Origin of the sequence: Roseomonas rosulenta, from assembly GCF_016106005.1 — a bacterium.
GTDB lineage: Bacteria > Pseudomonadota > Alphaproteobacteria > Acetobacterales > Acetobacteraceae > Neoroseomonas > Neoroseomonas rosulenta.
Window position 1 is genome coordinate 1 of record NZ_JACADR010000152.1, and the last position, 10432, is coordinate 10432.

The 10432-nt window shown below is 72.0% G+C and carries 11 protein-coding genes and 1 pseudogene; 8 read left to right on the forward strand and 4 right to left on the reverse strand.

The window, feature by feature from the left end; all coding sequences use genetic code 11:
* The 3 genes and pseudogenes from HW578_RS16845 to HW578_RS16855 form a co-directional block, all read right to left on the reverse strand.
* Positions 1-186, reverse strand: a pseudogene (locus HW578_RS16845) (NADH-ubiquinone oxidoreductase); the annotation flags it as partial.
* A gap of 126 nt (positions 187-312) precedes the next feature.
* Positions 313-2010: a dihydroxy-acid dehydratase gene (locus HW578_RS16850; protein ID WP_198371775.1), complete on the reverse strand. Its 1698-nt coding sequence runs from the start codon at positions 2008-2010 to the stop codon at positions 313-315.
* A 34-nt stretch (positions 2011-2044) separates the two neighbouring features.
* Entirely contained in the window at positions 2045-2437 is a 393-nt protein-coding gene (locus HW578_RS16855) for a VOC family protein (RefSeq protein ID WP_198371776.1), read from the reverse strand.
* Between the two features lie 272 nt (positions 2438-2709).
* Here HW578_RS16855 and rplM point away from each other — a divergent pair, with 272 nt between their 5' ends.
* The 5 genes from rplM to HW578_RS16880 all read left to right on the forward strand — a co-directional run bounded on the left by rplM (position 2710) and on the right by HW578_RS16880 (position 7112).
* Entirely contained in the window at positions 2710-3195 is a 486-nt protein-coding gene (gene rplM / locus HW578_RS16860; RefSeq protein ID WP_198371777.1) for a 50S ribosomal protein L13, read from the forward strand.
* 4 nt (positions 3196-3199) lie between these two features.
* On the forward strand, positions 3200-3685 hold the full coding sequence (gene rpsI, locus HW578_RS16865; RefSeq protein WP_198371778.1) for a 30S ribosomal protein S9: 486 nt from the start codon (positions 3200-3202) through the stop codon (positions 3683-3685).
* 133 nt (positions 3686-3818) lie between these two features.
* Positions 3819-4784: an N-acetyl-gamma-glutamyl-phosphate reductase gene (gene argC / locus HW578_RS16870; RefSeq protein WP_198371779.1), complete on the forward strand. Its 966-nt coding sequence runs from the start codon at positions 3819-3821 to the stop codon at positions 4782-4784.
* A gap of 208 nt (positions 4785-4992) precedes the next feature.
* Positions 4993-5544, forward strand: coding sequence for a gamma carbonic anhydrase family protein (locus HW578_RS16875; protein WP_198371780.1), 552 nt, complete (start codon positions 4993-4995; stop codon positions 5542-5544).
* A 56-nt stretch (positions 5545-5600) separates the two neighbouring features.
* The gene (locus HW578_RS16880; RefSeq protein ID WP_198371781.1) at positions 5601-7112 is read left to right on the forward strand and encodes an acyl--CoA ligase; all 1512 of its coding nucleotides are present in this window, start codon (positions 5601-5603) and stop codon (positions 7110-7112) included.
* Positions 7113-7149: 37 nt separating this feature from the next.
* Here HW578_RS16880 and HW578_RS16885 read toward each other — a convergent pair whose 3' ends face one another.
* Positions 7150-8274, reverse strand: a complete 1125-nt coding sequence (locus HW578_RS16885) for a baeRF11 domain-containing protein (protein ID WP_198371782.1) — start codon at positions 8272-8274, stop codon at positions 7150-7152.
* A 186-nt stretch (positions 8275-8460) separates the two neighbouring features.
* On the opposite strand from HW578_RS16885, the gene HW578_RS16890 reads away from it, so the two are divergent.
* From HW578_RS16890 to HW578_RS16900, 3 genes are all read left to right on the forward strand, one after another.
* On the forward strand, positions 8461-9438 hold the full coding sequence (locus HW578_RS16890) for a 2-dehydropantoate 2-reductase (RefSeq protein ID WP_198371783.1): 978 nt from the start codon (positions 8461-8463) through the stop codon (positions 9436-9438).
* A gap of 65 nt (positions 9439-9503) precedes the next feature.
* Complete coding sequence (locus HW578_RS16895; RefSeq protein ID WP_198371784.1) at positions 9504-10085, forward strand: hypothetical protein; 582 nt, start codon at positions 9504-9506, stop codon at positions 10083-10085.
* The coding region (locus HW578_RS16900) for a hypothetical protein (RefSeq protein WP_198371785.1) at positions 10085-10432 on the forward strand (348 nt) is incomplete at its 3' end. The genes HW578_RS16895 and HW578_RS16900, both read left to right, overlap by 1 nt.

A 10432-nucleotide genomic window follows, 5' to 3' on the forward strand; every position in this document is an offset into this window, starting at 1 on the left:
GGCCAGGGCGCGCCGAAGCGCCTCGGGATCGCGCAGGTCCGCCGCGCGCAGCCCGCCCGGCAGGCCGAGGGCGCGCCACTTCGCCGCATCGCGCGCGACCGGGATGAAAGGCGTGCCTTCCGCCGCCAGGGCACGCGCGAGCGTCGCGCCGGACCGCCCGGTGGCGCCGACCAGTGCGATGCTCATCGGCGGCTCCGTGGCCGACCGGTGCGCTCCGGCGTCGGCCCGGCGCCGCGGTTCGGGACGGCCAGGCGTGGATACCGCGCGCGGGGCAGGCGGATGATCGGGGGAAGCGGGTGGCGCAAGGGGCGCTCAGGGCTCCGCGCGCAGGAAGGCGAGGTCGGCGCCGAGCGGGGCCTGCGTCACCTGTTCGTGCACCAAGCGGTCCCAGCCGCGCTTCGGTGCCGGTGCGGGCGCCCAGGCGGCGCGCCGGGCGGCGAGCGTCGCCTCGTCCACCAGCAGGTCGAGCGTGCGGTTCTTCACCGAGAGCCGGATGCGGTCCCCGCTCTCCACGAACTGCAGCGGCCCGCCGATCGAGGCCTCGGGCGCGATGTGCAGCACGATGGTGCCGAAGGCGGTGCCCGACATGCGGCAGTCGCTCATGCGGACCATGTCCTTCACACCCTGGCGCGCGAGCTTCTTCGGGATGGGCAGGTAGCCCGCCTCCGGCATGCCGGCGGGCGAACGCGGGCCCGCGCCCTTGAGCACCAGGATGTCCTGCGGCGTGACGTCGAGATCCGGGTCGTCGATGCGGTCTGACAGATCCTTCAGCCCGTCGAAGACGATGCAGCGCGACTCCGTCTCGAACAGGGCAGGGGTGGCGGCAGAACGCTTCAGGATGGCGCCCTCGGGTGCGAGCGAGCCGAACAGCGCGACCAGGCCGCCGACCGGGGAAACGGGCTCGGCGCGGGCGCGGATAATGCGGCGGTCGACGAAGTGGCTGCCATCGCCAATGCGTTCGCCCAGCGTGCGACCGTCGAGATCCTTCGCCGTCAGGTCCAGCAGGTCGCGCAATTCCCACAGCAGCGCGCGCATGCCACCGGCGGCGTGGAAATCCTCCATGTAGCCTTCGCCGGTGGGCTTGAGGTCGACCAGCACCGGCGTGGTCTCGCTCAGCGCATCGAGGCGCCTAAGGTCGAGCGACAGCCCCGCCCGCCCGGCAATGGCGGCCAGGTGCACGATGGCATTGGTGGACCCGCCGAGCGACAGCAGCACCCGCACCGCGTTGTCGAGGCTCCCCTGCGTCATCAGCGCGAGCGGCGGGACCGGGTTGCGGATCAGCCGCACCGCCTGGGCGCCCGCTTCCTCGGCGATGCGCAGCCGGTCGGCGTGCACCGCCGGCGCGGAGGCGGCATCGAGCGGCATGAAGCCGAGCGTTGCCGCCAGGCAGGCCATGGTGCTGGCCGTGCCCATCACGCCGCAGGTGCCCGCGGTGGTGGCGAGCTTGCCTTCCAGGGTCGTGATCTTCTCGTCGCTAACCTCGCCCGCGCGATAGCGCGCCCAGTAGCGGCGGCAGTCCGTGCAGGCGGACAGGCGCTCGCCCTCGAAGGCCTGCGCCAGCATCGGGCCGACCACCAGCATGACCGAGGGCGTGCCTGCGCTGATCGCGGCCATCAGCTGCGCCGGCACGGTCTTGTCGCAACCGCCCACCAGCACGGCGGCATCCATCGGCTGGTTCGCCAGCATCGCCTCGGTGTCGAGCGCCATGAGGTTGCGGTAGTGCATGGAGCACGGGCTGAGCGAGGGCTCGCAGAGGCTGACCGTGGGGAATGACAGCGGCAGCCCGCCCGCGGCGAGCACGCCGCGCTTCACCGCCTCGATTAGCTCCGGGATGGTGCGGTGGCAGTTGTTGTAGTCGGAGGCGGTGTCGGCGATGCCCACCACCGGCTTGTCCAGCATGGCCTGGCTGTAGCCCATCGACTTCGCGAAGGACCGGCGCAGGTACAGCGCGAAGGCCGGGTCGCCGTAGTTCGAGGCGTTCCGGCCGAGGCCGAAGGGCTTGTCCGTCATGCGTGTCCTCCGCGCCGCGGCGCGGCACCGCCTGCTATTCCGGGCGGTGGCAGACGCAGCAGAGCTTGTTGCCGTCAGGGTCGCGCAGATAAGCACCGTAATAGTCGGGGTGGTAGTGCGGGCGCAGCCCGGGGGCCCCCTGGTCTGTGCCGCCATGCGCGAGGGCGGTGGCGTGGAAGCGGTCCACCGTCGCGCGGTCCGGCGCCTCGAAGGCGATGGTCACACCGTTCCCGGTGCTGGCCGGCTGCCCGTCGATCGGCCGCATCACCCAGAATTGCGGCGTGACCTCGGGCGCCGCCGCGTAGCCGGCATAGCCCTTCGCCAGGTCGCTCTCCTGCCGCGCCAGTCCGAGACCGTCGAGCAGCGCATCGTAGAAGGCGACGGCACGGTGGATGTCGTTCGTGCCTAGGGTGGCATGGCTGAACATGGGGGCGACCTCCTGCTTTCGGTGCGGGCCATGATATCGCTGGGCGGCTGGTGTGGGTTGCGATCCTTGTCGTTGTCCGGCGTCCGACGAAGGTCTTGTGGGGTTCCGGCGGGCATCAGCCGCGCGGAGGACGACCGCCGGCGCCGCGCCGGAGGGGGCGTCGAGGTTTCTGGTAGCATGATACCGCACCGGCGCATCCCGCACGATGCTTGACTTTCCTGCCCGCCACGCCGATACACCGCGCCACGTCGAAGCCTGAACCTGGAAAACCGATGCTCACGAGACAGACCACCTCGCTGAAGCCGGCGGAGGTGAAGAAGGCCTGGGTGCTGATCGATGCGGACGGGCTCGTGCTCGGCCGCCTCGCCACCCTGGTCGCCAATCACCTCCGCGGCAAGCACAAGCCGCAGTTCACCCCGCATGTCGATTGCGGCGACCATGTCGTCATCGTCAACGCCCGCAAGGTGCGCGTGACCGGTGCGAAGGCCGAGCAGAAGGTGTTCTACTGGCACACCGGCTACCCGGGCGGCATCAAGCAGCGCACCGTGCGCGAGCGCCTCGAGAGCAAGTACCCCGAGCGGGTCATCGAGAAGGCGGTCGAGCGCATGATCACGCGCGGCCCGCTGGGGCGCGCCCAGATGCGCAACCTGCACGTCTATGCCGGCGCGGAGCATCCCCATGCCGGGCAGCAGCCGGTCGCCCTCGATGTCGCGGCGCTCAACCGCAAGAACTCCGTTCTCGTGAAGAAGGTGGCCTGAGGCGATGAGCGAGACCCGTACGCTTGCGGACCTCAAGGAGCTCGTCGCCGGCACCCCGGCGGCGCCCGAGGCCGCGATCAAGCGCGAGCCGAAGCGCGATGCGCTCGGCCGCGCCTATGCCACCGGCCGCCGCAAGGATGCGGTGGCGCGGGTGTGGGTGAAGCCCGGCAAGGGCCAGATCCTGATCAACGACAAGCCGGCGGCGAAGTACTTCGCCCGCCCCGTGCTGCGCATGCTGATCACCCAGCCCTTCCTGGTGGCCGACCGCTACCAGCAGTTCGACGTGGTGTGCTCGGTTGTCGGCGGGGGGCTCTCGGGCCAGGCCGGCGCGGTACGCCACGGCATCTCCCGCGCGCTCACCAACTACGAGCCCGAGCTGCGCGCCATCCTGAAGAAGGCCGGGTTCCTGACGCGCGACCCCCGCGTGGTCGAGCGCAAGAAGTACGGCAAGGCGAAGGCGCGACGCTCCTTCCAGTTCTCCAAGCGCTGACGCCCAGCGGACCGGGCGTCACGCCCGGCCGCATGGCTGGTTCCATCAGGGGGCGGGTCCGCAAGGGCCCGCCCCTCTTGCTTTTCGAGGCTCGTTTCGCGGCAAATGCCGCATCGCAACGGAGGTCCATCCCATGGCCAAGACCCCCACGGTGTTCATTGACGGCGAGGCCGGAACCACCGGCCTGCAGATCCGCGAGCGTCTGGCGGCGAACCCGCATGTCGCGCTGCGATCGATCGCCGCCGACCGCCGCAAGGACCCCGGCGCGCGCCGCGAGATGATGGCCGAGGTGGACCTGGTGATCCTCTGCCTGCCCGATGACGCGGCGAAGGAGAGTGCGGCGATGGCCGCCTCCCTCGGCGCGCAGGCGCCGAAGCTGCTCGATGCCTCGACCGCGCATCGGGTCGATCCCGACTGGGTCTATGGCCTGGCGGAACTGACCCCCGAGCAGCCGGCCGCGATCGCGGCGGCGGCGCGTGTCTCCAACCCCGGCTGCTACCCCACCGGCGCCATCCTGATGCTGCGTCCGCTGGTCGAGGCCGGGATCATGGCGGCCGACCACCCGGTCACGGTGAATGCGGTGTCGGGCTACACCGGCGGCGGCAAGGCTATGGTCGCGGCCTATGAGTCCCGCACCGCGCCAGACTTCGAGATGTACGGCCTCGCGCTCAAGCACAAGCACGTGCCGGAGTTGCAGAAATACTCGCTGCTGGCCCGCCGGCCGATCTTCGTGCCCGCGGTGGCGGACTACGCGCAGGGCATGATCGACGCCATCCCGCTGCACCTCGACACGCTGGCCCGGCGCGTCACGCCGGCCGAGATCGAGGCGCTGCTCGCCGCCCGCTACGCCGGCAGCCAGTATGTCCGGGTGGTGCCGGCCGAACCCTCGGGGAAGATCGAGCCCCAGGCGCTGAACGGGACCAACGGGCTCGAGATCCGCGTGCATGGCGATGCGTCGCTCGGCCAGGCGGTGCTGGTCGCGCGCTACGACAACCTGGGCAAGGGTGCTTCGGGGGCGGCGGTGCAGAATCTCGGCCTGATGCTGGGCATCCCGGTGCAGGCCGACCTGCCGGTGGCACGTCCCGCCGCCGCCGAATAGGCGCGACGTCTCTGCGGCCCGAGGCTTCTGTCTCGGGCCGGGAGCGCACAGCGCGCAGCCTGCCCGCTGTCCCCAACGCACCGGTGCATGGCGCGAAAGCCAAGCAGGCGAATGCCTGCGCCGGCGCTTGAGGCTCGAAAAGGCTCGCGCGGCCTTCCGCCGCCCCACCCCCTGACGCATTCTGCGCCGAATTCCGCGAGGACCTGCCATGGACACGAACCAGACCCTGACCCTGCCGCCGCTCTATGCCTTCGAGGGGCACGTGCCAGTCATCCACCCGACCGCCTTCGTGGCGCCGACGGCCGCCGTGATCGGCCAGGTGACGGTCGGGGAGGGATCGAACATCTGGTACCACTGCGTCCTTCGTGGCGACACCAACACCATCACCATTGGCGCGCGCACCAACATCCAGGACGGCACCATCGTCCATGTGAATGCCGGGCGTCAGTGCACCACCATCGGTGACGACGTGACGGTGGGCCACGCTGCCATCATCCACGCCTGCACACTGAAGGACCGCGCCTTTGTGGGCATGGGGGCCACCGTGCTCGATGACGCCATCATCGAGGAAGGCGGCGTGCTGGCCGCCGGGTCGGTCCTGCCGCCGGGCAAGGTGATCAAGGCGATGGAGCTCTGGATGGGCAATCCCGCCAAGATGGTCCAGGTGCTTACGGTCGAGCGCCGCGCCGGCTTCGACCGCACCGCGCCGCACTACGTGGAACTGGCCGGGCGGCACCGGCGCGCCCTCGCGGGGGGCTGACGCCGCCGCCGATCCCTGCCAGAACCGGCGCGGCCCCCGGAGATCCAAGGACGCCCATGACCGAGACCATCTCCCTCCTGCTCGCCGGTGGCGACGCCGGCGCCCCCGCGCTGCGCGGCACCAACGAGCGCCCGCCGCTGACCTTCGGCGCGCTGCGCGCACTCTGCGCGCGCACGGTCAGGGCGCTGAACGGCATGGGCATCGGCCGCAACGACCGCGTCGCAATCGTGCTGCCGAACGGGCCCGAGATGGCCGCCGCCTTCCTCGCGATCGGCGCGGGCGCGACCACTGCCCCGCTTAACCCGGCCTATCGGGCGGAGGAATTCACCTTCTACCTGACCGACCTCGACGCCAAGGCGCTGGTCGTGCTGCACGGCATGGCCTCGGATGCGCGCGAGGTCGCGGCCCGCCTGTCCATCCCGGTGCTCGACCTGGTCCCCGGCGAGGCCGCCGGCGACTTCACGCTGGAAGGCGGGACGCCGGCCAATGCGGCAAAGCCGGGCCTGGCCTGGCCGGAGGACGTCGCGCTGGTGCTGCATACCTCCGGCACCACGGCGCGGCCCAAGATTGTGCCGCTGACCCAGGCGAATGTGTGCGCCTCGGCGCGTAACATCGCGCGCACCCTGGCGCTGGGGCCGGACGATGCCTGCCTCAACATCATGCCGCTGTTCCACATCCACGGGCTGATGGCCGCCGTGCTGGCCTCGGTCGGCGCCGGCGGGGCGGTGGTCTGCACGCCGGGCTTCGATGCGCTGCGCTTCTTCCGCTGGCTGGATGAGGAACGCCCGTCCTGGGTGACGGCGGTGCCGACCATGCACCAGGCGATCCTCTCGCGCGCCGAGCGCAACGCCGACATCATCCGCCGCGCGCCGCTGCGCTTCCTGCGTTCCTCCTCCGCTTCGCTGCCGGGGCCGGTGATGCAGCAGCTCGAGCAGGTCTTCGGCTGCCCGCTGGTAGAGAGCTACGGCATGACGGAAGCCTCGCACCAGATGTGCTCGAACCCGCTGGCCGGCCCGCGCAAGCCGGGTTCGGTCGGCCAGCCGGCAGGGCCCGAGGTCGCGATCATGGCCGATGACGGCACGCTGCTGCCCCAGGGCGAGATCGGCGAGGTGGTGATCCGCGGCCCCAACGTGACCGCCGGCTACGAGGCGAACCCCGAAGCCAACGCCAAGGCCTACACGAACGGCTGGTTCCGCACCGGCGACCAGGGCGCCTTCGACGCGGACGGCTTCCTGACCCTGACGGGGCGCCTCAAGGAACTGATCAACCGGGGCGGCGAGAAGGTCAGCCCGCTCGAGGTCGATGGCGTGCTCTCCGGCCACCCTGCCGTGGCGCAGGCGCTGACCTTCGCCATACCGCACGCCAAGCTCGGCGAGGAAGTCGGCGCGGCGGTGGTTCTGCGCGAGGGCATGGAATGCTCCGAGCGCGAGCTGCGCGACTTCGCGGCGCAGCACCTGGCCGACTTCAAGGTGCCGCGGAAGGTGGTCTTCCTGCCCGAGATCCCGAAGGGTGCCACGGGCAAGCTGATGCGCATCGGGCTGGCGGAGAAGCTCGGCCTCACCGCCTGAGCGCGACGGCGCCGTCGCGCTCAGGCGGCGGGACGGCTCAGCCGAGCGGGTAGCGCAGGATGGCGGCGAGCTGTGCGCCGCCCGGGATATCCGCCCGGCGAACCGCCAGCACGCGCCCGCCCGCGTGCAGCGTGAGGCGCGCGATCTCGTCCACCACGCCATAGGCCACGGCATCGTCGGCGGCGGCGAAGGTCACCGCGCCGGTCTGCGGGTCGACCGAGCCCGGCACGACGCCGTCGATATCCACCATCACGCTGTCGACGGCGCCCTGCACCGCGGCGCGCGCGGCGACGGCGATGTCGGTCGTGCCGCGCCCCTGGCCGGAGCGCTCGGCGAAGCGCGCGCGCCACGCCGCGGCGGTCTCGGCATGAAGCCCGTCCAGCACGCCGCGCGCGGCTTCGGCCAGCTGCGCATCCGTCATGGTCTCCGGGCTGTCGAGGATGCCCGCGTTTGCCAGGTGCGGATATGTGTTCACGGAACGGTAGATCGCCGCCAGGGTGTCGCTCGCGGCCAGGATCAGCGGCACCTCGCTGCCGCGCAGCAGGTCGCGCAGCGCCTGTTCCACCTGCCGCGCATATTGCCGCAGGCGCACCTTCTCGCCCTCGGAGCCATGGATGCGCTGGCTGTGGGAACGGTCCTTGATGCTCGACTTGCCGACGGCGCTCGCGGCATCCCGCGGCAGGCCGGGCACGCGCGCCTGGACCACCGGCAGGTCCGCCGAGACCTCGAGCACGCGCACCCCGCCCGCGGCCAGCGCCAGCACATAGGCCGCCTGCGGGAAGGTGACGGCGCGCAGCAGCGGCTTCATGTGGAAGCGGTCGGACACCTCGACCATCTCGCTGAGCGTGTTCGGCAGGCGATAGGTGTGCAGGCGCTCGGGCGTGGCGAGGATGGCCAGGCTGCGCGCCTGCACCGCCCAGAAGTCGTCGTCCTCGCCAAGGTCGTGCAGATGCTCCACCAGCGCCGCGACGGCGCGCCGATCGGCACCTGCGGCGGCGAGCTGCGCTTCGGCCTCGCGCGACAGGTTGCCGAGCGCGATGCGGCTCGCGGCCACCTCCTGCGTCAGCGGTGTCGTGGGCAGGTAGATCGAGACGCTGACCGGGTCGCGGTGATCGAGGAGCGAACGCAGCTCGTCGCTGGCGGGAATGTCGACATGCAGCATGGTGGGTCCTCCGGACCCGGCAGGTAGCGCATCGGCGGGCGGGCCATCAGTCCCTGCCGCGCAGGGGGCCGTGTTTCGGGACACCATCACGATCCGCGGGACGGGCGGCATGGTCAGGGGCGCCCTTCCGGCACGGCCGGCGCATCGCCATACTCCGGCGCCCAGGTCAGGAGACGAGTGGCCCCGATGAGGATCTGCATTTTCGGCGCCGGCGCGATCGGCGGGCTGATGGCCGCGAAGCTCGCCCTGAAGGGCGAGGCCGAAGTCACCGTGATCGCGCGCGGGCCGCACCTGGCCGCCATGCAGGCGGACGGGCTGCGCCTGGTCAGCGACGGCCAGGAGGTGGTCGCCCGCCCGCGCTGCGTCGCCAGCGCGGAGGAAGCCGGCCCGCAGGACTACGTGGTGGTCACCCTGAAGGCCCATTCTCTGCCCGGCGCGGCGGCCCAGATGCAGCCGCTGCTCGGCCCCGCGACCGCCGTGGTCAGTGCCGTCAACGGCGTGCCCTGGTGGTACTTCCACGGCGTCGGCGGCCCGCATGAAGGCCGCATCGTCGAAAGCGTCGATCCCGGTGGCGTCGTCACCCGGCTGCTTCCCCCCGCCCGCGCCATCGGCTGCATCGTCTATCCGGCCGCCGAGGTCACCGCCCCCGGCATCATCGAGCACACCTATGGCGACCGCTTCTCGCTCGGCGAACCGGATGGCAGTCGCAGCCCGCGCGCGCAGGCGCTGAGCGAGGCGCTGATCGCCGCCGGGTTCAAGGCCCCGGTGCGCCCGCGCATCCGCGACGAATTATGGGTGAAGCTGTGGGGCAACCTGGCCTTCAACCCGATCTCGGCGCTCACCACGGCGACGCTCGATGTGCTGATCGCCGATGACGAGCAGCGCGGCGTGGCGCGCGCCATGATGCTGGAAGGCCAGCGCGTGGCCGAGGCGCTCGGCGTGCGCTTCGCGATCGACGTCGACAAGCGCATCGCCGGCGCGGCCGAGGTGGGTGCGCACAAGACCTCGATGCTGCAGGACCTCGAGCGTGGCCGGCCGATGGAGGTCGAGGCATTGCTCGGCGCCGTGGTCGAGCTGGCCGCGCTGGTCGGCGAGCCGGCGCCCACCTGCCGGACCGTGCTGGCCCTGGTGCGCGCGCGAGCGCGGGCTGCCGGCTGCCTGTGAGGGCAGTGCGCGCCATTGCAGCGCGCCGCCCGCGGCGCCAGATGCGCAGCACGGAGGTGACCACCATGACGCTGGCCCTGCCACGCCGCGCCGCCGGCGTGCTTGCCCTCGGGCTGCTCGCCGGCTGCGGCAACCAGCCTGCGCCGCCGTTCGCGATGCTGCCGCCCAACCCCGCCAATCCGCTGGCCGATCCGGCGCGCCAGGCGATCCTGCACACCGCCTATGTCTTCGCCGTGCCGGGCCGGCTCGGCGGGAATGCGGCCGAGGCGGCACAGGCGATCTCCGAGGCCGAGTTCCTGGCGGTCGAGTTGCGCTACGGGTCGCGCTGGATCGAGATGCAGCCGATCGCGCAGATGGCCTTCGAGCAGGCGCGCCTGGAATGGCGCAGCGCCCTGGGCATCGACCTCGCCGCGGACCCGCAGGCGGTGATCGATGCGCTGACGCGGCTACGGATCGGCCTCGGCGCCCAGGATTCCGCGGCCGCTGCCGCTGCCCTGCGCCCGCCGCTCGCGACACCCGGCGGGGCCTCGGTCCTGGGGCGGCTCGATGCGCTGCCGGCGCTGCCGCGCACGGCCTGGGCAGCGTCGATCGCCCAGCAGGAGATGATGCGCATGGACCGCCAAGGAACCCGCGACGGATGGGAATGATGCACCGCCGAGCCCTGCCGCTGCTGGCCGCGGCCCTGCCGGCCTGCGCCGAACTCCGGACCCCGGCCACGCTGCCCCCGGCCGTGCTGGCCGGCACGCCGGGTTCGGGCGCGCCGCTGCGCGCTGCGGTCTTCGCGACCGAGGCTGCCTTCGCAGGCCAGGGCGCGGGGCTCGAAGGCCGCCCGGCCGAGGCCGCGATCGCCATCGCGCGGCTCGAGGCGCTGGAAATGGAAGTGGCCGACCGTCGCGCCTGGCCGGCACTCTCGCCCAGCATCGGCTTCGCGATGCGCACCGCGCGCGACGAGACTCGCGCCGCGCTCGGCACCGCGCAGCGCGCGCCGGGGGCC

Coding starts and splice junctions, on each gene's coding strand:
- HW578_RS16850 (WP_198371775.1), bottom strand. CDS start 2,010: ATGACGGACAAGCCCTTCGGCCTCGGCCGGAACGCCTCGAACTACGGC.
- HW578_RS16890 (WP_198371783.1), top strand. CDS start 8,461: ATGAGGATCTGCATTTTCGGCGCCGGCGCGATCGGCGGGCTGATGGCC.
- HW578_RS16895 (WP_198371784.1), top strand. CDS start 9,504: ATGACGCTGGCCCTGCCACGCCGCGCCGCCGGCGTGCTTGCCCTCGGG.
- argC (WP_198371779.1), top strand. CDS start 3,819: ATGGCCAAGACCCCCACGGTGTTCATTGACGGCGAGGCCGGAACCACC.
- HW578_RS16875 (WP_198371780.1), top strand. CDS start 4,993: ATGGACACGAACCAGACCCTGACCCTGCCGCCGCTCTATGCCTTCGAG.
- HW578_RS16855 (WP_198371776.1), bottom strand. CDS start 2,437: ATGTTCAGCCATGCCACCCTAGGCACGAACGACATCCACCGTGCCGTC.
- rpsI (WP_198371778.1), top strand. CDS start 3,200: ATGAGCGAGACCCGTACGCTTGCGGACCTCAAGGAGCTCGTCGCCGGC.
- HW578_RS16885 (WP_198371782.1), bottom strand. CDS start 8,274: ATGCTGCATGTCGACATTCCCGCCAGCGACGAGCTGCGTTCGCTCCTC.
- HW578_RS16880 (WP_198371781.1), top strand. CDS start 5,601: ATGACCGAGACCATCTCCCTCCTGCTCGCCGGTGGCGACGCCGGCGCC.
- rplM (WP_198371777.1), top strand. CDS start 2,710: ATGCTCACGAGACAGACCACCTCGCTGAAGCCGGCGGAGGTGAAGAAG.